Annotated in this window: 1 protein-coding gene; it reads left to right on the forward strand. The window is 59.9% G+C overall.

Annotated elements, in window-relative coordinates; translation table 11 throughout:
- On the forward strand, window positions 1-454 hold a 454-nt coding region (locus ON29_RS34445; RefSeq protein WP_157172647.1), incomplete at both ends, for an AMP-binding protein.

Consider the following 454-nt stretch of genomic DNA (forward strand, 5'->3'; position numbering starts at 1 on the left):
ATGGGCCGACCGAGGCGGCGGTGTCTATTACCAGCCATCGTGTGACGCTCGCCGACGAGGCGTCGGTGCCTATTGGTGCGCCGGAGTGGAATAGTCGGGTGTATGTGCTGGATGGGCGTTTGCGTCCGGTTCCGGTGGGTGTTTCTGGTGAGTTGTATTTGGCTGGTGCGCAGTTGGCGCGTGGTTATTTCGGTCGTGTGGATTTGACGGCGGATCGGTTCGTGGCGAATCCGTTCGAGTCGGGTGCTCGGATGTATCGCACGGGTGATCTGGTCGCTTGGAACGGTCGCGGTGAGCTCGAGTATCGGGGTCGTACGGATTTTCAGGTGAAGATTCGTGGTTTCCGTATCGAGTTGGGTGAGATCGAGGCGGCGTTGTTGGCGTTGCCGGAGGTCGCGCAGACGGCGGTGGTTGCGAAGTCGGATCCGAAGACTGGTGATCGTTTGGTGGCTTA

This window comes from Nocardia exalbida NBRC 100660, assembly GCF_000308575.1.
GTDB classification, from domain to species: domain Bacteria; phylum Actinomycetota; class Actinomycetes; order Mycobacteriales; family Mycobacteriaceae; genus Nocardia; species Nocardia exalbida.